Origin of the sequence: Rheinheimera texasensis DSM 17496 (genome assembly GCF_000711985.1) — a bacterium.
GTDB classification, from domain to species: Bacteria; Pseudomonadota; Gammaproteobacteria; order Enterobacterales; family Alteromonadaceae; genus Pararheinheimera; species Pararheinheimera texasensis.
The window spans coordinates 394,476-418,197 of record NZ_KL544006.1; the positions used below are offsets into that span (position 1 = coordinate 394,476).

Genomic DNA, 23,722 nt, shown 5'->3' on the forward strand with positions numbered 1-23,722 from the left:
CTTAAAAGCTCCGGTTCGCAGGTAATAAGGTGTTCAGCCCTGCCAGACATTCGTCATAAGGCACCACATCGGTCATGCCCTGTTGCAGGAAACGGTTAATTTTGGGCATCAGGCTGATAGCCTGATCCAGCATCGGATCTGAGCCTTTGACATAAGCGCCGATGGAAATTAAATCTTTGCTCTGACTGAAACTGGCGTAGAGCTGTTTGACCGCACGCGCCAGCTTCTGGTGTTCCATACTGGTCACCGCCGGCATCACCCGGCTGATCGAGCGTTCAATATCAATAGCCGGGAAATGGCCACTGTCCGCCAGCTGACGCGATAGAACGATGTGGCCGTCGAGGATAGCCCGTGCCGCATCGGCAATAGGGTCTTGCAGATCGTCGCCTTCCGACAACACGGTATAAAATGCCGTGATAGAACCTTGGCCTTCCCCGCCGTTACCAGCGCGTTCTACCAACGCCGGCAATTTGGCAAACACAGAAGGCGGGTAACCTTTGGTTGCCGGTGGCTCGCCAACGGCCAGCGCGATTTCCCGCTGTGCCTGGGCATAACGGGTGACGGAATCGAGCAGTAACAGCACATCGAGTCCCTGGTCACGGAAATACTCGGCAATTTGCACCGCGGTTTCACAGCCTTTCAGCCGCATCAGCGGCGACACATCGGCAGGCGCCGCCACTACTACTGAACGCTTACGGCCTTCGTCGCCTAAAATTTCGTCGATAAATTCTTTGACTTCACGGCCCCGTTCACCGACCAGACCGACCACAATCACATCGGCGGCCGTGCCACGTGTCATCATGCCAAGCAATACCGATTTACCGACACCGGAACCGGCAAACAGGCCCATACGCTGACCTTTACCGACAGTGATGATGCTGTTGATGGCGCGCACGCCAACATCCAGCGGTTGTTTTACAGGCCGGCGATTCAGTGGATTGATTGGATTTTTCTTTTGCCGGGCAAATTCGGTGGCGCGCACCGGGCCTTTGCCATCGAGCGGATTGCCGGCACCATCAATGACACGGCCTAGCAGCGCCATCGTCAGCGGTACACCAAGATGATCACTGAGAGGCGTTACCCGCGCGCCGGGTATCACACCGGTGATGTCATCTTTTGGCATCAGGAAAATGCGGTCCTGTGCAAACCCCACCACTTCGGCCAGCAATTCCCCGTCGAAAGTGTCGACACTGCAGGTTTGACCAATGGCAGCGCTAAGGCCGGTGGCTTCCAGTGTCAGCCCGACCACCCGCACAAGGCGGCCCGCCACGACCGGGCGGTTTTGCCGGATGTACTGCTGCTGTTGCTGCAGTCGCCCGGCGAGGGCTGTAGCTTTGGATTCAAATGTCATGCTTTTGACACTTCACGGCAATTAATCAGTCTGAGTATTGGATTGCAGGAAGTGTTCCAGACTGTGTTGCAGGCGCTGTTTTAAATTGCGCTCGACGGAAGAATCACCAGCATCAATACGGATATCGCCGCGTTCTAGCGCAGGCTCTGCGCGCAACTGCCACTGGCGCTCGACCAAATCGTCTGCACTGTAATGTTGTTGGATCACCGCCAAATCTTCAGGATGCAGCCGGATTTGCAGCTGACTGGCTTTGAGTGGCAGCGCGTCAATCGCCTGACGCAAGGTTTGTAAAATCACCTGCGGATTGGTTTTGACTTCGACCGCAACCACGGCCTGCGCCATCGCGACTGTTAATTCCAGCAGACTCTGTTCAACCCGCTGGTCGACTTGCTGCAGCGGCTGTTGCAGCTGATCAAGCAGGAGTTGCAGCTGCGCCAGTTGCTCCCGGATCAGGCCCTCGCCTTCGGCAAGGCCGATTTTGCGGCCTTCGGCCTGGCCTTGCTGCAGACCGTCCTGATAACCCTGCTCACGGCCTTCTGCATAACCCTGACTAAATCCTTCTTCTTTGCCCTGACCTAAGCCTTCGTCGTAAGCGGCCTGACGGATTTGTTCGATATCTTCCGCCGTCAGCGGTTTAATCTCTTCTTCTTCCGGCGCCCGGGCGACTAGTTTTTGCCCAGGCTGAGGCGGCGTTTTATACAACGCATTGGTTTTCAGGCTTTTTTTCTGTGGCGCTGCCTGAAAATCCGGCGCAGGCCAATTTCGCAGCAATTCCAGCACTTCAGCATCCGGCTCAAAAGGCCGGTGCTTGATAAAATCGTTCAGGCTCATTTGCTACTCCTAAAGCCGTACGCCCCACCCGGGGTTCATTACAGGAAGTCTTCTCCGCCACCGCCGCCGAGCATAATTTCGCCGGCATCGGCCAGACGCCGTGCAGTGGATAGAATTTCTTTCTGTGCCGTTTCGACTTCGCTGACCCGCACCGGCCCCATCGCTTCGAGGTCGTCGGCCAGCATTTCTGCCGCCCGTTTTGACATATTTTTCAGGATCTTCTCTTTCAGATTGTCGTCGGCACCTTTGAGCGCCTTCATCAGCACATCCTGCTGTACTTCGCGCAGAATGGCCTGAATAGCCCGGTCGTCGACTTCCAGTAAGTTTTCGAACACAAACATCAAGTCCTGAATTTGCTGTGCCATTTCTTCGTCGTGTTCGCGGATAGAATCCATCAGCTGGCCTTCGATATTGGTATCGAGGTAGTTCATGATGTCGGCTGCAGCTTTGAGGCCGCCCATCTTCGCCGCCTGCGCACCGGCCTGACCGGCGAACTGTTTCTCCATAATCTCGTTTAATTCCTGCAATGCCGCTGGCTGAACTTCTTCCAGATTGGCGATCCGCATGGTGAGATCCAAACGGACTTTTTCCGGGAACTGCGACAAAATCTCGGCCGATTGTTCCGGCTCCAGATAAGACAGAACTATGGTCTGGATCTGCGGGTGTTCGTTACGGATGATGTTAGCAACCTGCTTCGAATCCATCCACTTCAGTGAATCCAGACCTTTAGCACCGCCACCCAGGATGATTTGGTCAATCAGGTTCGAAGCTTTTTCTTCACCCAAGGCAGCCGTTAAGGCGCGGCGGATAAAGTCTTCGCTCTGGAAGCCGATGGTACTAAAGTTTTGAATTTGTTCGATAAAGAGGCGGTGCACTGCCGAGATTTTGGCCTGATTCAGGTCCTCAATCGACGCCATCGCCATACCGACTTTTTGCACCTGCTTCGGTTCCAGGTGTTTTAAAATCTGCGCCGCATCTTCTTCCGACAAGCTCAGCAGCAGGATGGCGGCTTTTTCCACGCCATCCAGTTTACCAACGTCAAACGCCGGTTTTTGTGTGGTTTCTACGTTACTCATCTTCAGCCAACCAGTTTTTCACGACCAGAGAGGAAAGTTCAGGCTCATTGGCAACCAGCGCCCGCACCGCTTTTAATAAGTCTTCATCACCATGCAGATCAGGCAGCATTAAGGTGCCATCTGCAGCGAAACCAACAGATTTCGCATCAAATTCCTTACTCAGCATGTCAATGGTATCGTCACCGAGATCCACGCCACGCGACAGCGACATTTCGTCATAAGTCTCAGAGGTATCTTCAGGGTAGATCAGTTTCTTCAGCATTGGCCGCACAATCGCCAGGATCAGCACGATGATGACCAGAGCTGCCAGTGCAAGACGAACGACGCGCATAAACCATTCTTGTTCGTAGATTGGTTGCTCAGCGGTGGTCACCACAGCTTCACGGGTGAATGGCACTGATACCACTTCGATGGTGTCACCACGTTGTACATCAAAGCCAACACCGCCCTGCAATAAGCGCCGGATGTTTTGCAGCTCAGCCTGTGAGCGCGGCTCAGGCTTGGCTGGCGCTTCGGCAGTGCCTTCACCTAACTTATAATCTACAGCCACTGACACGCTGATACGGCGGATGACTCCGCTTTGCTGCGTGCTGTGGCTAATCGTGGTGTCCAGTTCATAGTTACGGGTCACTTCTTTACTGTTGCGACCCGGCACCACGGGCGATTCACCGTTGTTGGCTTTTTCCGGAATGTTTGAATCCAGCGGCGGCTGATTGGATAACGCGCCAGGGATCCCCATGGCTCCGCCACCAACGCTGTTTTCTTCTGACGTCATCTCGCTGCGGACCGCCGGCAAATCCGGGTTGTAGCGTTTTTGCGTCTGTTCAGTCGCGGTGAAATCCATCAGCAGGTCGACCTGCGCCGTATAATTCTCCAGCCCGAGGATCGGAATTAAGATAGAGTCAATTTTCTGGCGATATTCATCTTCGCGCTTTAATTCGATTTCGTACTCGCGGCGGGACCGGGCAGAAGCTGCATCTTGCGAGCCGCTATTGAGCAACCGGCCATTCTGGTCGGTGACCGTCACTTTAGAAGGTTCCAGCCCCTGTACCGCTGATGCGACTAAATCAACGATGGCGTCTACTTCGCTGTCTTTAATGGCTTTGCCGCCTTTGGCGGTGATCATCACAGTCGCAGAAGGTTGTTTTTCAACCCGGGCAAAAATGTTTTCTTTGGGAATAGCCAATAAGACGCGTGCACGGGCGACGCTTTGGAATTCTTCGACGGTGCGGGCCAACTGTTGTTCCCGACTATGCTTCAGCCGTTCCATCTCAAGCCGCTGACTAACACCAAAGCCGCTGTCCTGCATCAGGATCTCATCACCGCTGTTGGTTGCTTTTTCCAGACCAGCACGATTTAACCCCAGTTTGATGTCCTGGTACTTATCACCAGGTACCAAGATGGTGTTGCCTTCGAGTTTGTATTCGATTTTTTGCGCATCCAGATGGTCCAGATGGCTGATGAGCTCAGTGGTTTCAAAAGTACCGAGCGGACGCATATCGGGTTCTCGCGCCCACATGATGATGAGGATGGCAATGGCAATACAAATAGTCAGCGCAATAATCAGCGCAACCTGACGCACGATATCCATGCCACCCATAGAGCCGATAAAACCCGACTTTTGTTCCACCGGCGTGCTGCTGTCCACCGGTTGGTTAAAGTCGTTTGAGCTTAAAGTTAATTCTGTTGATTCAGCCATTTAGATTGCTCCCATCATACCGGCATGGCCATGACTTCTTTGTAGGCTTCGACCAGCTTGTTGCGCACCTGCACAGTGGCTTCAAAAGCAACCGACGCTTTTTGGCCGGCAATCATTGCCTGCGCCAGTGACACTTTCGGATCGCCTAATTCAACTGCAGTGGCCAGCTCATTGCTGTTCTTTTGCAAACCATTCACGGTATTCAACGCCTGTTTGAACAACTGGGAAAAATCGCTTTGGCTGGTGTTGTCGACCTGAACCGGACCTGTCTGCATGTCAGCGGACACACTCCGGGCCTGCCGGGCAAATGCCTGCATTTCCTGATAAAGCCCTGCGCCTTTGATATCCATGATGCTGCCGCCTGTAAAGCTATTGATATAACAGGCTTAAGCACAAGTCGTGCCAATGATTTATTGATAAAATTCAATAACCTAACCGAATTTTCCGGAGTCAAAAAAACGACACTTTCAAGACGCAATGATTTTCTGCCAAACAACGTAGGAACAAATTTGCTGGCGGGAGGGTAATAGAGTTAAACAAGAAGTGCCGGCAACCCAGGATGGCTGCCAGCGACAAGTGGCTTATGACTGAATGATGTCAACCGGGTAATGGGATACCAGACTCCCGCATTCTGGCTAATTTATAACGCAGCGTTCTGGCACTGATCCCGAGTTTTTCCGCCACATCTTTGCGACGATTGGCACAGGCGCGCATCGTTTCCAAAATGATCCGATGCTCTTGTTCATAGACACCGGACTTAAACACGCTGATGTCAGGGTCCAGATTTGCTGGTACAGCTTCCGAGCGGTTCAAACTGACCGGACTACTCTCCAGCAAAACATCGTCTGCGGTGATCACTCCATCATTGTGAATGATCAGCGCGCGTTGGATCACGTTATCCAGTTCACGTACATTGCCCGGCCATTCATGCGCCAACAATTTCCGCTTCGCGCCTGGTGAGAGTTCAGGTATTGCGGCGCCTTGCTGCTGACAGTGCCGCTCGATCAGATGAGTGGTCAACGGCAGAATATCTTCCGGACGCTCCCACAGCGCCGGCCAGGTCAGTGGAAACACGTTCAGGCGATAGAACAGATCCTCGCGGAACTGACCTTGCGCAACAGCCTGACGCAAGTCGCGGTTACTGGTCGCTATCACCCGCACATCGAGTTTAATGGTTTTGCGGCTGCCCAAACGTTCAACTTCGCGTTCCTGCAACACACGCAGTAATTTAGCCTGCAGATTTAAATCCATTTCACTGATCTCATCCAGCAGAATGGTGCCATGCTGCGCCTGTTCAAATTTACCGGAACAAGCTGAAATAGCCCCGGTGAAGGCGCCTTTTTCATAGCCAAATAAGGTTGACTCCAGCATGTTCTCCGGGATGGCCGCGCAGTTGATGGCGACAAACGGGCCTTCGTGACGGGCTGACTGCAAGTGGATATAACGTGCCAGTACTTCTTTACCAGAACCACTGGGGCCCAGTACCATCACATTGGCATCGGCCCGTGCGACTTTGGCCGCCAGTTTCACCAGCTGCTGACTGCATGGCGCCGCCACAATCGGCTCAAACGGCAATACTTCCTCTGGGCTGACATAACGACCGACCATATTAACCAGCACTTCCGGCGAAAAAGGTTTTGCCAGATAATCCACCGCTCCTAACCGGATAGCTGTCACTGCATCATTCACTGTCGCATAAGCCGTCATCATCAGAACCGGCAGCTGTGGATAATTCAGTTTGATTGATTTCAGCAACTCCAGACCCGAAATGGCGCCCATCTGCACGTCGCTAACCACCAGGCGGATTTTATGCTGTTTGAGCTGTTGCAGCGCCTGCTCGGCATTACTGGCCAGCAGCACATCATATTGTGCCAGGCTCAGCGTATCCGCCAGCGCCTCCTGTAAGCCAGCGTCGTCTTCTACGACCAGAATTTTAGGCTTCTGCATGACTGAACTCCTTGATTGAGCTTACACCGCCAAAGGTGGTGCCAACAGTTACCGGACAAACCGGCAAGACTAATTCAAAACGGGCGCCACCTGTTGCACCTTGCAGGCATCGGGCGATCCCACTATGTGATGTGGCCACTGCCTGCACGACAGCCAGACCAAGGCCGGTGCCGTTACTACGGGTGGTATAAAACGGTTCAAAAATTTGCTGACGCAGATGTTCAGGGACTCCAGGGCCTTCGTCTTCGACTGCCAGCACCACCTGACGCCCGTCAGCACTGGCAATGGCGGACAGCTGAATGCGGGCGCCGGGCCCAGCGTGCTCCAGCGCGTTGTGCACCAGATTACTGAGTGCGCCGGCCAAAGCGGTATGATTGCCAAGTACCATCACGTCCGGATCTGGCAGTTCAACCAGCACAGTGCCCTGCTGCTGCAGTACCAGCGGCTCCACTGCGGCAAACACTTCACTGAGCAGTTGCTGCATTGACAATGGCTGAGCCTGCTGCTCACGACCGGCACGGGCAAACAGCAATAAGTCGTTGACCTGCTGCTCTAAGTCGGTCAGTCGATTTAATAATTTCTGGCTGAATTGCTCGCGGGCCAGCGGATCTAATTTTTGGTTACGCAAATTGCGGGCATACAGCAAAGCGCCGGATAGAGGCGTGCGGATTTGATGCGCCAGCGACGCCATCATTTTGCCCAGAGAAGATAAACGCTGCAGATGCGACAGGCGGCTTTGTAGCTGCCGGGTTTCGGTGAGGTCGGTCAGCACTATTAACTGGCCCGCTAAAGGTTCCAGCGGGCTGATGGCGAGCTGAACACGCCGCCCATCATGCAGCGATACTTCCAGACCATCGTCATTGCGCGGTCTGAAACTGCGGTTAATCACGTCAAGCCAGCGCTGTCCGTGCAGAGGTTCACCGAGCATCGCCACCGCCACCGGATTGGCCTGCATCACATAACCACGCTGATCCAGCACAACGATGCCGTTTGGCAGCACTTGCAGCAGATGTTGCAGACGTTGCAGTTCCTGACGTTCAGCGTCAGTCATCACCACGGGCGCGGCAGCGGGCGCCAGTCCGGGCGACGCAGCCAATGGCGGCATCGACAACGCGGGCGCAGGCGTCTTTTTCAGTACAGCTTGCGGGGAAGTGAGCATAATTTCACCGTCAGGGTTTTGAACACACCCTAACTAAGCAGAAATCATGCCATATATATTAATGTTGTATTTCAGATACTTACGGCAATTTTCATTGCCAATTTTTTGGCAGTCAGTCGTTTTCTGCTGCATCGGCTTCGTCGCGCATCAGGTTGTATTTACGCATTTTTTCCACCAGCGTGGTGCGTCGCAGACATAAGATATCCGCCGCACGCGCCACCACAAAGTCGTGACGTTCCAGCGCCTGATTAATCAGACTGACTTCTAAATCAGCAAGGAACTGTTTTAAGTCCATGCCCGCATCCGGCAACAATCCAAGCGCATCGCCACCCGGCGCCTGACCCACTTCATCCTCTGCGCTGTCTTCATCATCACTGCCGAATTGAAACAATTCGTTGATGGCGTCGCGTTCCAATAATGCTTCCGGATAATGCGGCACATAAGTCTCGACATCAATATGCCGATACTTTTGTGGCAAATCCGCCACATCAACCACCTGGTTTGGAAACATAATGGTCAGGCGTTCCACCAGATTGCCGAGCTCGCGCACGTTGCCAGGCCAGGGATGTAACTTCAGGCTCTCGACTGCCCGTTCGGTAAACTTGACGCCGGACTGGCCCTGCAATTCGAGTCGTTGCAGTAATTCGGTTAATAACAACGGCAAATCGTCAGCACGCTCTTTCAGCGCCGGAGTTTCTATTGGAAACACGTTTAACCGGTAGTACAAATCTTCGCGGAACCGGCCGTCCTCAATCATTCCCTCCAGCTGACGGTGCGTCGCAGCGATGATCCGCACATCTGCACGGATCGGCTGACTGCCGCCGACCCGCTCGTACGTGCGCTCCTGCAACACCCGCAGCAGTTTGACCTGCATCGGCAGCGGCATATCGCCGATTTCATCGAGGAAAATAGTGCCGCCCTGCGCTAGTTCAAACCGGCCTTTACGGGTTGAGATAGCGCCGGTAAAGGCGCCCTTTTCGTGGCCAAATAATTCGCTTTCCAACAATTCTGCCGGAATAGCTCCACAGTTGATCGGCACAAAAGGCCCGTCACAGCGATGCGAAAGCACGTGAATGTTGCGGGCTACCACTTCTTTACCAGTGCCGGATTCACCGAGGATCAACACATTGGCGTCGGTCTTGGCAACTTGCTGGATTAAAAATCGCACCTGCTGCATCACCGGACTGGTGCCGACCATACCGACAAAACGGTGCTGCAAATCATGCTGACGCTGGCCGGGTAGTAAGCGGTGATATTCCTGACAATCCCGCAGCTGCTGCGTTAAAGACGCATAAGCAAATGGCTCCGTCAGCAGACCAACAGCGTTGGCGTGTTTAAGTAAGGGCTTTAAGGTTTCGCCTAATAACAAAAAGGCGCAGGCCGGATACTGCTGCAGAATGTGTTCATGTTGTTGCGAGGTCAAAGCACCGAGCAGCACCACGGCTTTTGGATCTGCATTGAGCGTCGTTGTCAGCTGTTCTTCAGTCAGCAGAGCATGCGGCTCATGAATAAAGTTCAGGATCACACTCAGGCGCTGCGCCCGGCTATCCTGTTGATCCAGAATAAATAATTGTGGGTTCATATGGTCGAACTGCCAGCTTTTTTCTTATTGTTGCAAAGGCCTGCCGCCCTTGCAAGCAACAAACGCTGGTTTTTTGACACTTCAATGAATACTGCGTCAAAAAAACAGCGTTGCTGGTGTTAACTCAGCAGTTGCAGCGCTTGTTCAGACTGCACACGACCTTGCGCAGCCACTGCGATGCCGGCTTGCTCACGGATTTGGCTTTGTACCAGCTCAGTGCTTGCTTTGGCATAATCCAAATCAGCAATACGGCTAATCGCTGCCTGCTCATTGACGTTTTGGTTCGACAGATTCCGTGCTGCGGATGTCAGCGCATTGGCTGTGGCACCAATATCAGTACGTTGATTATCGATTTGCGTTGTCGAGCTTTTCACTACAGCTAAGGCTTTTTCAACGCCATCCGCCTGAGTCAAATCAATGGTGAAAACTCCACCATCCTGCAGTTGTTTGGTCAGATCGCTGGTTTTAAGGGTTAGCTGTGCTTTTTCGCCACCGAGTGCAATGCTGCCGTCGGCTGAAAACAACTTTTTCCCGGCAAATTCAGTGTTGGCAATCTGGTCTTTGATACCGGCGGTAATAGCATTGACCTGCTTTTGCAGCGCAGCTTTATCGTCGGCATTGAGGATACCACTGCCCGCCTGAGCGGCCAGCCGGCCAATTTCATTCAGGCCGTCGGTGACACCTTGTAAGGATTGATCCGCCAGATTCGCCAGCGACAAACCATCATACAAGTTTTGCTCAGTCTGAAGAGTGCCGGAGTTCTGCGCGGTCAGCCGGTTGGCGATTTGCAGGCCTGCGGCGTCATCAGCGGCTGAGTTAATACGTTTAGCGGACGCGAGCTTTTTCAGCCGGTCGTCCTGCTCCGCCTGATTCAGGCGCAGCAATGTATCGTTTAGAGATGAAGTACTACCGATATTCATCACATCTTCCTCCAACACTGGGCGTTGCTTCAGTCTACGCGAATATAGCGAATGTCCGCAAAGTCTTTACCGGATATTTTTCGTACAATTTGAGTTTGTCACAACCAGCCTTCCACGGAACAAGGCTAACACCTTTAACTACAAGGATTTTTTATTGATGGAATAAATTATGCTATGGTTTGGCAGACGCAGAAAAATACGGTTCTCGCACGCTCGTCAGGGGGTTGCAATGTTTGATGGTAAGAATATTTTTATTACTGGTGGTACCGGCTCTTTTGGCCATAAGTACACGGAAACCCTGCTCCGGCGCTATAAACCAAACAAAATCATCATTTTTTCCCGCGATGAATTAAAGCAATATGAGATGCAGCAAAAATTTGACGCACCTTGTATGCGTTATTTCATCGGTGATGTGCGCGATCAGGAACGGCTGATCCGGGCGATGCGAGGAGTGGATTATGTGATCCATGCCGCAGCGCTGAAGCAAGTTCCCGCCGCGGAATACAATCCGATGGAATGTATCAAAACGAATATCAATGGCGCTGAGCACGTCATCAACGCCGCCATTGAAAACAACGTTGAAAAAGTCATAGCGCTGTCAACCGACAAAGCGGCAAACCCGGTCAATCTGTATGGAGCCACCAAGCTGGCGTCAGACAAATTGTTTGTGGCCGCCAATAACATCTCCGGCGGCAGTAAACCGCGTTTTTCAGTAGTGCGTTACGGTAATGTGGTGGGTTCACGCGGTTCTGTCGTGCCATTTTTCGAAAAGCTGCGCGATAGCGGCGCAGACCATATCCCAATCACCCACCCCGACATGACTCGCTTCTGGATTAGTTTGCAGCAAGGTGTTGATTTTGTTTTGAAAAACTTTGAACGCATGCTGGGTGGTGAAATTTTCGTACCGAAGATCCCTTCGATCCGAATTGTTGATTTGGCCAAAGCGATTGCGCCGAACCTGCCACTGAAAAATGTCGGCATCCGCCCTGGCGAAAAACTACATGAGATGATGTGTCCGGGTGATATGTCTTACAACACTTATGAATACGATGACCACTTTGTAATAGCTCCGTCCATTCTGTTTTCAAACCGAAGTAACGATTTCACCATCAATGCGCTCAAAGAACGGGGACGCAAAGTGGAACCGGGTACTGAGTACGTTTCAGATAAAAACCCGTGGTTTCTGACGCCCGAGGAGATCTGCCAGTTTAATCAGGATGCGATGTTATGATCCCTTATGGGCGTCAGCAAATTGACGCTACGGATATCGCTGCGGTCATTGAGACCCTGCAATCAGATTTTTTAACACAAGGTCCTAAGGTACCGGCGTTTGAACAAGCAGTCGCCAGACATTGCCAGGCGCGTTTTGCTGTCGCAATGAATAGCGCAACGTCGGCGTTGCACCTTGCCTGCCTAGCCTTGCAGGTCGGCCCTGGCGATGTGGTCTGGACCAGCCCCATCAGCTTTGTAGCTTCGGCCAACTGCGCCTTGTACTGCGGTGCCAATATCGATTTCGTTGATGTCGATGAGCAAACCGGTTTGATGGACCCTGCAGCTTTAGAGCAGAAACTGCAGCAAGCACAAGCCAGCGGCACTTTACCCAAAGTGGTGATCCCAGTCCATCTGGCTGGCCACAGCTGCGATATGGAACGAATCGCTGCTATTTGCAGCCCCTTCGGTATCAGGATTATTGAAGACGCGTCACACGCTATTGGCGCTTTGTACCAACAGCGACCGGTGGGTTGTTGTCAGTACAGCGATATCACCGTCTTCAGCTTTCACCCGGTAAAGATAATTACCTCCGCCGAAGGCGGCATGGCCCTTTGCAACGATCCGGTACTCGACAGCCAGCTCCGATTACTTAGAAGCCACGGCATCACGCGCGATGCAGGCGAGATGACCGAACAGTCCCATGGCCCTTGGTACTACCAGCAAATCGGTCTTGGTTTTAACTACCGGATGACCGATTTACAGGCAGCCCTGGGGCTAAGTCAGCTTGACCGTCTGCCTCAGTTTGTGCAACAAAGGATCAAAGCCACTGAGATTTATCAGCAATTGCTGCAGGATTTACCGGTCAATTTGCCAGTGCCAGCTGTCGACGGTATATCGGCCTGGCATCTTTATATAATCCGGCTGCAACAGCCTCTGCAGCGGCTGCAGGTGTTTGAACAACTGCGCGCTGCGGGCATTGGGGTCAATGTACATTACATTCCAATCCACACCCAGCCCTATTACCAGAACCTTGGCTTTGATTGGGGCCAGTTCCCGCATTCTGAGAGTTTTTACAGCGAAATCATTAGTTTGCCACTATTTGCCGGCATCACCATCGCGCAACAGCAACAAGTCGCCGATGCACTGCGTCAGGCATGCGGTACGAGGTGAGCGATGAAGGTTGCGATTATTCCGGCCCGGGGCGGCAGCAAACGCATTCCGCGCAAAAATATCCGCCTGTTTAACGGAAAACCGATGTTGGCCTGGTCTGTGGAGACCGCGCTGCAAAGCGGCGTCTTTGACCGGGTGATTGTGTCGACGGACGATGCGGAGATCGCTGACGTCGCGCGCGCCTTTGGTGCTGAAGTGCCATTTATGCGCCCGGCCACGCTGGCAGATGACCACACCGGCACCAGTGCAGTCGTACGCCATGCTGCGCAGTGGCTGTCAGAACGCGAACAAGTGACTCTGGTTGGCTGTATCTACGCAACAGCACCATTATTATGCCCTGAAGATCTCTCGCAGGCCGCGGCAGCACTCGCAGAAAATCCTGCGCTGAAATTTGTCTTCTCCGGTTGCCGCTTCAGCTTCCCTATTCAGCGCGCCTTGTATCGCAATGCACAAGGTCAGGTTGAACCTGTACAACCGGATGCTATGCCAAAACGCTCGCAGGATTTACCTGAAACCTTCCACGATGCCGGCCAGTTTTATCTCGGTAGCGCTGAGGCCTGGCTAAGCGGCGCACCAATGTTTGCCGCGCATAGTTATCTGCAGGAACTGCCGCAGCACCGGGTACAGGACATCGATACTGAAGCCGACTGGCAACGGGCAGAACTGTTACAGCAACTGTTAATACAACAAAACCGGAGTCGCTGATGCGGCTGCTGTTTCGCACTGATGCTTCCCTGACCATCGGGTCCGGTCACCTGATGCGTTGCCTGACGCTTGCGCGTGCCCTGCGAGTGAAAGGCCACAAGATTTGGTTTGCCTGCAGGCAGCACCCCGGCCATATGCTGAGTGTGCTCGAGGCTGAAGGTTTTCCAACGCTGACACTCGCTGAATTATCTACGCCGCCAGAACACGGTTATGCCGCCTGGTTGGGGGCCACTGAAGCGGAAGATGCGTCGGCTCTGCAACAGGTGATTGCACTGATGCCAGAGCTCGCTGGCCACCGCTTTGACTGGCTGGTCGTCGACCACTACGGCCTTGGCGCTAAATTCTGTGCGGCGATGCGTCCGGGTTGCCGGGCAATTTTACATATCGACGATTTAGCCAACCGGCACTATGACTGCGACCTGCTGCTGGATCAGAACCTGTTGCCGGATCTCAACAGCCGTTACGACGGCTTGCTACCAACGCCATGCCGGGCTTTGCTCGGACCACAATGGGCGTTATTGCGACCGGAATTTGCGGCATTCCACACTGCCGACCGACAATTCCCGGCACAGTTTAGCGCGCAACTTCCAGCCCGGCTGCTGATCTTTTTCGGTGGCACGGATGGCGACAATTTAAGCAACATCGCAATTAATGCGTTGAAGCAACTTCAGGAACCGAATTGGCTGGCCGATATCGTGATCGGTCAGGCCAACCCGCACCGTCTGTTGTTGCAGCAACTTTGTGCACAGGACCGGCGTCTGACCCTGCACATACAGACGCCAGGGATGGCCGGGCTGATGGCAGCTGCGGATTTAATGATTGGCGCCGGCGGCGCCACCCACTGGGAGCGCGCCTGTCTGGGCTTACCCGCAGTGGTTGTGGCGCTGGCGGACAATCAACTGGCGACCACCGCCTACATGGCAAGCCTAGGCGCTTGCGTGGATTTGGGCGTTGCCAGCACCTTGGACAGTAGTAGTCTGGCGTCAATAGTCGACTATCTGTTGGCGCAGCCGGAGCGCCGACGCCAGATGTCTGCGACCGCCAGTCAACTGGTGCCCGCCGGCGGTGGTGTAGCAAAGCTTATTGCACTGCTGGAAACAGGCTCAGACTCCTGACAACAACCAATAATCAACCAACGGAACAGCGGACATGACCAAAGCTGAGAATATTCAACTGGGCTCTTACCAGCTGGGTGCCGGGCAAGCCCCTTTTATCATCGCCGAGCTTTCCGGCAATCACGATCAGTCGCTGGATAAAGCCTTAGCCATGGTCGATGCAGCCGCTGCCGCTGGCGCCCATGCGATTAAATTGCAAACCTATACCGCAGATACCATGACCCTCGACATCGACAGCGGTGATTTTTTTATTGATAACCCGGACAGTCTCTGGTTCGGCCAAAGCCTCTATAAACTGTACCAAATCGCTAATACGCCGTGGGACTGGCACGCACCTATCTTCGAGCGCGCCAAAGCCCTCGGCCTAGTGGCGTTTAGTACGCCATTTGATTTGACTGCAGTGGATTTCCTCGAAACATTGCAGGTGCCCTGCTACAAAATCGCTTCCTTTGAAAACACTGACCATGCCCTGCTCGCTGCCGTAGCGCGCACCGGCAAACCGGTGATCATGTCCACCGGCATGGCAAGCCAGAGCGAGCTGGCTGAGGCCGTTGAAGTACTGCGTGCTCATGGCTGTAAAGACCTGATCCTGCTCAAATGCACCAGCAATTATCCGGCTGAACCGATCGACGCCAACCTACGCACTATCCCGCATTTAGCTGAACTTTTTCAGTGCCAGGCTGGTTTATCCGACCACTGCACCGGAATTGGCGTCGCAGTCGCCGCCGTCGCTTTAGGCGCGACTGTGATTGAAAAACACTTTGTGCTGGACCGCTGCGAAGGTGGCGTCGATGCCGAATTTTCGCTGGAACCGGCAGAATTAAAAATGCTGGTCGATGAAACCCGTCGCGCCCAGCTGGCGCTGGGTACCGTACATTATGGCGTCACCAGCAAAGAAGTGGCTTCACGCCGGCATCGTCGCTCCTTATACATTTCGATGGATTTAAAAGCCGGTGATGTGCTGAGCACTGACAATGTGCGTTCAATTCGGCCTGGCCTTGGTCTTGCACCTAAATACCTACCAATGGTACTGGGCAAAACCGTCAAAACCGACGTCGCGCGCGGCACAGCGCTGAGCTGGAATTTATTGGCATGACACCGGTAGAACCAATTGCCGCTTATGGCGTGGTGCTAACGCCGGTCACTACTGATGATTTAGCCTTGCTGCGGCAATGGCGCAATCGGCCTGATATCAGTGCGCAGATGCTGGACCAGCGCCAGATAACCGAAGCCGACCAACAACGCTGGTATGAACGCGTTCAGCCAGATGCCAGTCAGCAGCATTTTGTCATCCGCTATAAAAACGACGCGGTCGGCGCCTGTAATCTGAAACAGCCTGAGGGCCAGCCTGTTTCTGGCAGTGCAGTACTGGAAAGCGGTTTTTATCTGGCAGACCCGCGTTTTAGGGGCTCTATGCTGGCGTTTTTTCCGGCGCTTGCGCTCAATCAGTTTTGCTTTAAAACGCTTGGCTGTACGACACTGCTGGCACATGTCAAACTGGACAATAGCGCAGCCCTGCGCTTTAACCAGCAGCTGGGTTATCAGAGCACAGTGCAACGAGAGTTCAGCACTGCAGCTGGCCCGGTTGTTTTGCAGCAGATGCAGCTTGACCTGGCCGGATTTACCGCAGCAACCAGCCGGTTTGCCCGCTTTACCCGTTAACAGCCAACCTGTGGAGATGCGTATGCAATATCAAAAATTACAGCAAAGCAACCACAACGAGCTGCAGCAGGCCTTTGTATGACGAATTCGGCACCTAGACTTATTACATTCACCTCGAGCGCCAATATGATGCAGGGCAACAACCTTGCTTCGACCAAACCCAGTCCTCTGGCGACGTCACTTACGCTGGATGTTAACGCCACTTTTTTATTTTACCTGTCGGGCATTGCTAAGTGCCTGAGCGCTGCGGTTGCCTTTATATATACGGACGCCGCAGGCTGTGTCCCAGCCAAGCAGATGACTATTGAAGGTGGTCTGGTGTTATGAGTCTGCACTTCGCGAAAAATCTGGAACGATTTGGCGAACAAACCGCGTTATTACTGCCCAACGGCACTGCGATTAGCTATCTGAAACTAGCGCAGCTGGCCGATCATTACGCACAACGTTTTGTCCAGTTTGACGTCTGGCCGCACCAAGCCTGCGCTTTGCAGTGCCGCAACAACCTCACGACGATAGTCGCCTATCTGTGCTGTTTACGCCACCAGCGGCCTTTGTTATTACTGGACCCTAACCTGCCGCAAAGCCAGCTGGATCTGTTGGTCCGCCAGCTCGAAATTGCCGTGCTGATTGATGATTTAGGAACGATGCGGCGGGTCAGCGCCAGTGCCTTTCGTACCCGGCCTGATCTGGCATTATTACTCAGCACTTCAGGGAGCACTGGCGACCCGAAAAGTGTGATGTTGTCGCTGGATAATTTGCACAGTAATGCGCTGGCCATTTCACGTTATCTGCCGATTCAGATGTCTGATGTCGCCATCACCGCATTGCCGATGCACTATTCCTATGGACTTTCGGTGGTCAACAGCCATTTGCTATGTGGCGCGACTGTGTTGTTAAGCGACTATTCGGTGGTTAATAAAGAGTTTTGGCAGCAGATGCGCGATTTTGCAGTCACAAGCCTGGCCGGTGTCGCCTTTAGCTATAAGATGTTAAAGACCTTGCGATTTGAGCGTTTACCCTTGCCTGCGCTGCGTTATCTGACACAGGCCGGCGGCCCGCTGGATGATGACTTACGGCAATATGTGCAGCAGCTGTCGGCACAGAAGCACCTGCCGGTCTATCTGATGTACGGTCAGACGGAAGCGACAGCTCGGATTGCCTGGCTGCGGCCTGAGTATCTGGCTGATCACGCCGATTGTATTGGTGAAGCTATCCCTGGTGGCAATTTAATGTTGCGCGAGGTGCAAAGCCGCGCCGTCATTACTGAGGCCGATACCGAAGGCGAACTTTGCTATCAGGGACCGAATGTAATGCTGGATTATGCGCAAAACTCCGGAGATTTGCGCTCGACCGATAAACTCAGTGAGTTGGCAACCGGAGATCTGGCGATACGGCTACCAAACGGGCTCTATAAAATCACTGGCCGGTTAAAACGGATGCTGAAACTACAGGGTAAACGCCTGCAACTCGACCAGCTCGAACAACTGCTGCAGCGTGAGCACTGGCAAACAGTCTGTACCGGCCGCGATGACTTTTTAGTGGTCGCAGTGATAGACGCCAATGCCGAATCCAGCGCCGCAAATATTGTCAGCACCTATCTGCAACAAAGTCTGCAACTCCATCCCAGTTTATTTAAAGTACTTTTAGTAAGGGACATTCCTTATACCAGTAACGGTAAAGTGCATTATCAGGCCTTGCAGCGTATCGCCAGTGGAGAGACCTTCACCGAAGGCCCGGGCGGGAGTTCACATTGAAATGGGCTGGCCAGTACCTGGTCCATGCATTGAGCCAGCAGATCCGCGTCAGCTGAACAGCATGTCAGCGCAGTTGTTCGATATAGCTCACCAACGCGGGTGTGGCGACATCAGTATTGATGGCAAACTTCTCCCGCAGTAAACGTCGTTTTTCACTGTGTTGGTCTTGGGTCAGGTTATGTTGCAGCGCCTGACATAAGTCAGCAAAATCGGTCGCGACGTCGCCGGCAATAAAATCTTCACTGTCGATCAGGAACTGGCCACGCACTTGCCGGTACTCTGCAAGATCGTACATAAAATGGATGATTGGCCGGTCGACGCCAAGAAAATCAAAAGCGACGGAGGAGTAATCCGTGAGCAGCAGGTCGGCGTCTGCCAGCCAGGGATACACATTGCGCCGGCCCGGGTAATGAAAAATAGCCGCGCAATCAGGCTGCGCACGCAGCTCGTCAAACGGCGCCAGAAACGGATGGTTTTTTACCACCAGTACTGCACCCAACGCCTGCAACAGCTGGTCAAGCGCCAGCCAGTCGATGGGCGGCTGGTCTTTACCGTTATCGCGGTAAGTCGGCATATACAGCACCAGTTTACGGCCTTGACGCAGCTGCTGCAGCTGCGCTGCGCTCAGCGCGTTATACCAACATCTTGCTTCTGAAATCTGCACCAGTGCATCGTTGCGTGGATAACCTAAAGCAAGATAACTGCTCGCTTTGAACATCTGCGGAAAAACGTGCCGGTTAAACCAGGCCGAACTCGAGACAAAGCAATGGTCCAATACATGCGGAAAATGTTTGTTGCCAGCCAGATATTTAAATGGCAACCCATGCCAGAGCTGCACCAGTTTTCGCTGCTGACGCAGTTGATTTAACAGTGGATTGGTCGATTCGTGATCCATCACCACGACCCGGGCACAGCATAAATACAGCCATCCCAGCCAGGGATACCGGCACTGCTCCGGATGAAACTCACGATCTGGTTCACGTACAACCAACCGTACTCTGGACCCGATAGCCTGATGATAATCAAACGCCACCAGCACATTGCTGTCGACAAATTTTTCTGCGTAATAGACAGTGAAAAGCTGCGGAAATAATAAAGGTAAGCGCTGCAACCGACTCAACAGCCGTTGCGACCAGCGCTGGAGCAGCGAAGGTATGCGATAACGCTGATAGTGTTTGCCGTCCGCCTGCAAACACCAGATGCGGTCATTATCAAAGCCACGTTCGCACATCCCGGCCGCAATTTGCGGCTGGTAATCACTACGGGCAATTAAAACAGCGTCATAAGGCAGGGCCCGCTCAGCATGATTAATCACATCGACACCGGTTTTCAGATTATCGATGATCCCCAACACCTGGACACCAGACGCTGACAACTCCTCAACCAGATGACGCCCTGCCGGATTGTCCGGTGCAACATAAACTTTGAGTTGTCTGAAATATTCAGGCGGATAACAGCTTGGGGCCACTTGTACCTCTTAATCCAAAAAGTCGCGTTTGAGCTGCATAAAAACTTGTATCGCTTTTTTCAAATCGGTGGATGAAATATTATCGGTTCGCGGCAGATAGACGACTTCACAAAATTCTTGCAGGAAATCGAATTTCCCCTGCCAGTCGTCACCAATCACAAATACATCCACGCCCAAGCGCTGCACGTCGGTGATTTTTTGCTCCCAACAGGTTTCAGCAATCACCTCATCAACAAACCGCACACTGCGTAATAATTCAACCCGATGCTCAAATGGCATTAAGGTAGTTTTGCCCTTGCCGGCATTAAATTCATCGGTGGACACCGCGACAATCAATTTGTCGCCCAACGATTTAGCGCGTTTCAGCAGATTCAAATGACCAATGTGGAATAAATCAAAGGTGCCGTAAGTGATGACTGTTTTCATACCGATTCTAATATTACTGAAGGAAGTGAATGATGGTCAGATTGCATATGGAATTGTTTTACTTGGTCTAAAAATTCGACGATATCGCTGGAGACTTTCACGCCTCGTACCTGCCAATTCTCAGCGGTATTTTGCCAACAACCAGGATTTTCTCTTTCCGCACGATTTTGGCCTGCGAAGTACTCACGGCAAAAATCCATAAAGTTCTCGCAGGATTGCCTCAAGGTACGATAAAAGTTCACTCGTTCCGGCCCAGGCCTAAAACCGAGTACTGCACTGATATGCACATACCAGCTTTCAACTTCCTTCACATATTTTGGATCTGTATACCAATGATGAAATCGGAAACTGCGAGGAGACCCAGGCACGTTTACCGGCTCATTCTCCATACTACGTAACCAATAACAATGTGGAATCGTTTTAGTTTTGCCCAACCAGGCAGTCACCAATTCGAACGCAAGTTCGGCACTGTAAATACAACTATTTTTATGAGCCGCAGCTCGCATAGCCAGCTTGAAACCTGCCGTACGATGAACTCCGTAACATGAGACAGGCGTGTAATGTCTGAAGTGAGTCAATAGCCGGTCACGGGATTGTTCCTGAAGCATTTCAAACTGCGCTTGCTCCGCATAATGCATACGAGTCGATATCTGTTGTTCACTGGCCTTCCACAGAAAACTAGCGCAATTGCCATTGACGCAAGCATACGAAGTATTTTCGTTTAGTTCATCAATGGCCTCGGAGATGCCTTGTTCTGAGAAAAAATCGTCATCTGATAACATGGATGCATAAGGCGTCTGGATCATATCGCACGCCTGAAGCAAGCGCTCTGTCAATCCAACTGGAGAATGGACGTATTGAATATTAACAGCCAGTCCGTTTAACTGGCTCTCGGCAATGGGTGTTAAACTGCCATCCATCACGATCACGGTGCAACCCTTGCCGGACCAATAGCGCATGTTTCGAAGTACGAACTCAGGCCTGTTATATGTAGGTATGACGATGGTTAGTTTTTCTAAATTTTGCATTTTTTTATTCCACCGTATTGTGTTTTTACCTTATCGACGATCACGGCAAAATGTTTAGCGATAAAAGTACTTCGGCATCCGACTGTTTATTTTTTGGATAAACCGAAAGGATAAAACTGAATTTGTAAGCTGCTTGACTCCCGGAAACTCCAAACACGTGTTAGCTTATAACAAATCAATTTTTTCGGGATCTCATATGGATGCTTTTATCTGCCGTGAAATAAATAAAATGACTATCACGTTACTGGCTGATTATTTTGGGGCTCCGGAACTGGAAATACAGCAAATTTATCAGGAGCTTTTGGATGACAAGCAGTTCCTCGGTGAAATTAATCAGCAATTAGCATTCTGTCGTCAGTATCATCAAAAAGGCATCTTTAGGCATGAATCCTTAGATAGCGTCGACTGGTTTGGGATTCAGCGAATACTCTTGTATGTATTGGTTCGGATGAGACAGCCTGAAGTTTTTGTTGAAACCGGAGTCTTTTATGGCGGCAATACAGCTTTCATTCTGAACGCGCTACGTCGTAATGGCAAAGGCCATCTGTACTCATTTGATCTGGCAGCCAACGAAATTCAGGATCTAAACAGGCATCATCTCGTTGGTGATTCAGAAATAATTCCAGCTGGATTAGATGTGGGATTCATGGTCCATGAGAATCTAAAAAAGGCATGGACATTAATTCGTGGCCATAGTCATCAAACGTTGCCATTATTTGATAAACAAATTGATATTTTTATGCATGACAGTGACCATGCTCACAATTTTGTTCTTAGAGAATTCGAGATCATTTGGCCAAAACTCAGCGAAAATGCAGTGATATTAGCGGACGACTTAAATTGGGCAAATGCTTTTTTCCAGGTGTGTGTGGAACGCAGACTGTTACCTTTAATTATTACCGACAATGGTAAATCAGGCCTTCTGGCTCGCACAGGACTAGCCTGGTTACAACATCCGGCAAATACAAAGCTCGACATGGTGGGAGGCTAACGCCTCCCATTGTTTTTTATCGACGATTGTTAAAATAGTCGAGTATTTTGTTTCAACGAATGTACTCTGGATAACTATCGGAAAACTGATTTCCCAGATACAACCCTTCCGGATAATTTCTCTCAAAACTTTTGATATTGCATAAGTCATCAAACCGAAGCTGCAAACTGATTCTGACTTTATTACTTACGTTTTGTTCGCTTCGATGTAATAACAACGTCGAAAAAACCAGACACTCATGATCTGACACCGCTTCATTTTCAAACTTACAATCCTTCATCAGATCCAAGTTCGCTATTTGAATAGTGCTTCCGCCATTTTTCCCATAAGTATCCGACAATTTTTTTTCAGTCACATGCAAAGTCCCATTTAAATGTGAGCCTTTGACATAAGCTGGTGGCCCCATCTCCAATTCAACATCTCCGAGAGCAAGCCAGAATGTAAGGCCATTTTCGCTGCCCTGAATGTAGGGAAAGTCTTGATGTATACCAAGCAAATATTTATCTTCTCCCGGAATATCAAACCGTAAACAAACAAAATTGCAACATGAAACTAATGGGGAAGCCATTAACTGGCCGGCGATCCGAACGAAATCCGGTGCAGCCGCCAATTGTTTAATAGAAGGAAAACGTCGGCAAACTTTGTAAAGTTTGCCAAGCAAAGCCCTATCACTACGGGCTATTTGCATTAAATCGGTTGCCAGTGACGACGGACGACAATATGGATATCCCCAATATGCTAACCATGCACAAATCTCCTCGGCTAGCTTCAATTTGAGCTCCATCACCGAGGCTCCAAGTTGTATTTTCAGGATGCCTTCCTGATTGTACAGTTCCTGATTGGGCTGCATGTCAGGCTCCTTATTCACCTTTGATGAAATAACCACCCGGCGTAGAGATAAAAGGGAATTTCTTTAGTACAGGTCTACGTCCCGCAAAAAATTCATCAAAAGCAAGGCTTTCTCCGGGAAAACCTTCCATACCATACTCATCAAGGATCACAACTCCGCCAGGTACAACCCTGTCATACAAATGCTCGAGTGCTACCTTCGTTGGTTCATATAAATCCAAATCAAGGTGTAGCATGGAGATACGCAAACCAGGATTTTTCTCGAGATATTGAGGAATTGTATGGCGACAGTCCCCTTGTACAAGTTCCGCTCGGGAAAACCGGGGGATCATCGAGTCTCTTTGCTCAATTTCGATCGCTTGGCGCAGCACTGGAAGGAAGGTCGATGCGTTAAAACCACCAACGACTTTGTCCCGTTTGATGTTTTCCGCACCGTCCTTTACATCTAAGTCCACAAACCCTGTCCAGGTATCAAAACCAATAACTTTTTTGAGAGTGTCTCCTGCGCAGTACACATCACAGAGTTTCAAAAAAGTCATAAAAGATGCACCTTTAAAGACACCAAGCTCGACAATAGAGCCTGGTAAATCCACAGTATGCTTAAACAACTCAATATGGGTAACAAATTTGGCAAAGTTTACCCGGCGATAGAACAACATAAAGTTTTCCAGCACATCCTGACTGGTCAATTGATTGTCGCTGATCACTTGAGCCAGCTCAGACCATATATCGCCATCAAATGGGCTAGTTCCCATTTTTGTATAATCAGTATTCATA

At 51.5% G+C, this 23,722-nt stretch carries 23 protein-coding genes; 9 read left to right on the forward strand and 14 right to left on the reverse strand.

The window, feature by feature from the left end; translation table 11 throughout:
* Window position 1 precedes the first annotated feature (1 nt).
* The 9 genes from fliI to Q399_RS0118980 form a co-directional block, all read right to left on the reverse strand.
* Window positions 2–1,351 (reverse strand): flagellar protein export ATPase FliI, encoded by a 1,350-nt coding sequence (gene fliI / locus Q399_RS0118935; protein WP_031571329.1) that lies wholly within the window; start codon window positions 1,349–1,351, stop codon window positions 2–4.
* A 21-nt stretch (window positions 1,352–1,372) separates the two neighbouring features.
* Window positions 1,373–2,182, reverse strand: a complete 810-nt coding sequence (fliH, locus tag Q399_RS0118940) for a flagellar assembly protein FliH (protein WP_031571330.1) — start codon at window positions 2,180–2,182, stop codon at window positions 1,373–1,375.
* 38 nt (window positions 2,183–2,220) lie between these two features.
* Window positions 2,221–3,258 (reverse strand): flagellar motor switch protein FliG, encoded by a 1,038-nt coding sequence (gene fliG / locus Q399_RS0118945; protein WP_031571332.1) that lies wholly within the window; start codon window positions 3,256–3,258, stop codon window positions 2,221–2,223.
* A complete protein-coding gene (gene fliF, locus Q399_RS0118950) occupies window positions 3,251–4,957 on the reverse strand; it encodes a flagellar basal-body MS-ring/collar protein FliF (protein ID WP_031571335.1) in 1,707 nt (568 codons plus the stop codon). Before fliF ends, fliG begins: the two co-directional genes overlap by 8 nt.
* 14 nt (window positions 4,958–4,971) lie before the next feature.
* Window positions 4,972–5,307, reverse strand: coding sequence for a flagellar hook-basal body complex protein FliE (gene fliE / locus Q399_RS0118955; protein ID WP_031571338.1), 336 nt, complete (start codon window positions 5,305–5,307; stop codon window positions 4,972–4,974).
* 247 nt (window positions 5,308–5,554) lie between these two features.
* Entirely contained in the window at window positions 5,555–6,904 is a 1,350-nt protein-coding gene (locus tag Q399_RS0118960) for a sigma-54-dependent transcriptional regulator (protein WP_031571340.1), read from the reverse strand.
* On the reverse strand, window positions 6,891–8,063 hold the full coding sequence (locus Q399_RS0118965; protein WP_245612935.1) for a sensor histidine kinase: 1,173 nt from the start codon (window positions 8,061–8,063) through the stop codon (window positions 6,891–6,893). Before Q399_RS0118965 ends, Q399_RS0118960 begins: the two co-directional genes overlap by 14 nt.
* A gap of 112 nt (window positions 8,064–8,175) precedes the next feature.
* Entirely contained in the window at window positions 8,176–9,645 is a 1,470-nt protein-coding gene (locus Q399_RS0118970) for a sigma-54 interaction domain-containing protein (protein WP_031571343.1), read from the reverse strand.
* A gap of 119 nt (window positions 9,646–9,764) precedes the next feature.
* Window positions 9,765–10,565 (reverse strand): flagellin, encoded by an 801-nt coding sequence (locus Q399_RS0118980; RefSeq protein WP_031571344.1) that lies wholly within the window; start codon window positions 10,563–10,565, stop codon window positions 9,765–9,767.
* Between the two features lie 229 nt (window positions 10,566–10,794).
* Here Q399_RS0118980 and pseB point away from each other — a divergent pair, with 229 nt between their 5' ends.
* The 8 genes from pseB (at window position 10,795) to Q399_RS0119025 (ending at window position 18,183) form a co-directional block, all read left to right on the forward strand.
* Window positions 10,795–11,796, forward strand: coding sequence for a UDP-N-acetylglucosamine 4,6-dehydratase (inverting) (pseB, locus tag Q399_RS0118985; RefSeq protein WP_031571345.1), 1,002 nt, complete (start codon window positions 10,795–10,797; stop codon window positions 11,794–11,796).
* Window positions 11,793–12,947, forward strand: coding sequence for a UDP-4-amino-4,6-dideoxy-N-acetyl-beta-L-altrosamine transaminase (pseC, locus tag Q399_RS0118990; protein WP_031571346.1), 1,155 nt, complete (start codon window positions 11,793–11,795; stop codon window positions 12,945–12,947). Before pseB ends, pseC begins: the two co-directional genes overlap by 4 nt.
* Window positions 12,948–12,950: 3 nt before the next feature.
* Window positions 12,951–13,652 (forward strand): pseudaminic acid cytidylyltransferase, encoded by a 702-nt coding sequence (gene pseF / locus Q399_RS0118995; protein WP_031571347.1) that lies wholly within the window; start codon window positions 12,951–12,953, stop codon window positions 13,650–13,652.
* Window positions 13,652–14,767 carry a UDP-2,4-diacetamido-2,4,6-trideoxy-beta-L-altropyranose hydrolase gene (gene pseG / locus Q399_RS0119000; protein ID WP_031571348.1) on the forward strand — a complete coding sequence of 372 codons (1,116 nt, stop codon included), beginning with the start codon at window positions 13,652–13,654 and terminating at the stop codon, window positions 14,765–14,767. Before pseF ends, pseG begins: the two co-directional genes overlap by 1 nt.
* Window positions 14,768–14,801: 34 nt before the next feature.
* Window positions 14,802–15,863 (forward strand): pseudaminic acid synthase, encoded by a 1,062-nt coding sequence (gene pseI / locus Q399_RS0119005; RefSeq protein ID WP_031571349.1) that lies wholly within the window; start codon window positions 14,802–14,804, stop codon window positions 15,861–15,863.
* Window positions 15,860–16,429, forward strand: a complete 570-nt coding sequence (locus Q399_RS0119010; RefSeq protein ID WP_051686177.1) for a GNAT family N-acetyltransferase — start codon at window positions 15,860–15,862, stop codon at window positions 16,427–16,429. Before pseI ends, Q399_RS0119010 begins: the two co-directional genes overlap by 4 nt.
* A 78-nt stretch (window positions 16,430–16,507) precedes the next feature.
* Entirely contained in the window at window positions 16,508–16,756 is a 249-nt protein-coding gene (locus tag Q399_RS0119020; protein ID WP_031571351.1) for a hypothetical protein, read from the forward strand.
* Entirely contained in the window at window positions 16,753–18,183 is a 1,431-nt protein-coding gene (locus Q399_RS0119025; RefSeq protein WP_037046662.1) for an AMP-binding protein, read from the forward strand. Before Q399_RS0119020 ends, Q399_RS0119025 begins: the two co-directional genes overlap by 4 nt.
* 64 nt (window positions 18,184–18,247) lie before the next feature.
* On the opposite strand, the gene Q399_RS0119030 is transcribed toward Q399_RS0119025, so the two are convergent.
* From Q399_RS0119030 to Q399_RS0119040, 3 genes are read right to left on the reverse strand one after another with little or no spacing between them, the layout of a single operon-like run.
* Entirely contained in the window at window positions 18,248–19,651 is a 1,404-nt protein-coding gene (locus Q399_RS0119030; RefSeq protein ID WP_031571355.1) for a CDP-glycerol glycerophosphotransferase family protein, read from the reverse strand.
* A 9-nt stretch (window positions 19,652–19,660) separates the two neighbouring features.
* The gene (gene tagD / locus Q399_RS0119035; protein ID WP_031571357.1) at window positions 19,661–20,077 is read right to left on the reverse strand and encodes a glycerol-3-phosphate cytidylyltransferase; all 417 of its coding nucleotides are present in this window, start codon (window positions 20,075–20,077) and stop codon (window positions 19,661–19,663) included.
* On the reverse strand, window positions 20,074–21,105 hold the full coding sequence (locus Q399_RS0119040; protein ID WP_031571359.1) for a TIGR00180 family glycosyltransferase: 1,032 nt from the start codon (window positions 21,103–21,105) through the stop codon (window positions 20,074–20,076). Before Q399_RS0119040 ends, tagD begins: the two co-directional genes overlap by 4 nt.
* Before the next feature lie 196 nt (window positions 21,106–21,301).
* Here Q399_RS0119040 and Q399_RS0119045 point away from each other — a divergent pair, with 196 nt between their 5' ends.
* Window positions 21,302–22,096, forward strand: a complete 795-nt coding sequence (locus Q399_RS0119045) for a class I SAM-dependent methyltransferase (protein ID WP_031571360.1) — start codon at window positions 21,302–21,304, stop codon at window positions 22,094–22,096.
* Between the two features lie 52 nt (window positions 22,097–22,148).
* Here the strand turns inward: Q399_RS0119045 and Q399_RS0119050 are convergent, their stop codons facing one another.
* On the reverse strand, window positions 22,149–22,946 hold the full coding sequence (locus tag Q399_RS0119050) for a phytanoyl-CoA dioxygenase family protein (RefSeq protein WP_031571361.1): 798 nt from the start codon (window positions 22,944–22,946) through the stop codon (window positions 22,149–22,151).
* 10 nt (window positions 22,947–22,956) lie between these two features.
* On the reverse strand, window positions 22,957–23,721 hold the full coding sequence (locus tag Q399_RS0119055; protein ID WP_031571363.1) for a TylF/MycF/NovP-related O-methyltransferase: 765 nt from the start codon (window positions 23,719–23,721) through the stop codon (window positions 22,957–22,959).
* Between the last annotated feature and the right edge of the window lies 1 nt (window position 23,722).